Origin of the sequence: Blautia sp. DFI.3.45, from assembly GCF_020593505.1 — a bacterium.
In the GTDB taxonomy this organism is placed as follows: Bacteria; Bacillota; Clostridia; order Lachnospirales; family Lachnospiraceae; genus Blautia_A; species Blautia_A wexlerae.
The window spans coordinates 1-272 of sequence record NZ_JAJDMI010000220.1 but is presented as its reverse complement, the minus strand read 5'-3'; the positions used below and the strand labels follow the sequence as shown (position 1 = coordinate 272).

Below are 272 nucleotides of genomic sequence, written 5' to 3'. Positions count from 1 at the left end.
CAGGATAACGGATACGGTCAGTTCCTTTCCATGCTTGGATATAAGCTGGAAGAACATGGAAAATATCTGATAAAAGTAGACAGATATTTTGCATCCAGCAAGATATGCAGTGTATGCGGGCATAAAAAGAAAGAACTGGCATTATCAGAACGGACATACCTGTGCGAATGTGGAAACCGGATAGACCGGGATGTGAATGCGGCGGTCAATATTCTGGAAGAAGGAAAAAGAATATATAAAAAATGTGCATAATAGCACAGAAAAGATCCGTA

The 272-nt window shown here is 40.1% G+C and carries 1 protein-coding gene; it reads left to right on the top strand.

Features of this window, described 5'->3' with window-relative positions:
- On the top strand, window positions 1-252 hold a 252-nt coding region (locus LJE09_RS17665; protein ID WP_227311639.1), incomplete at its 5' end, for a transposase.
- Window positions 253-272: the final 20 nt, after the last annotated feature.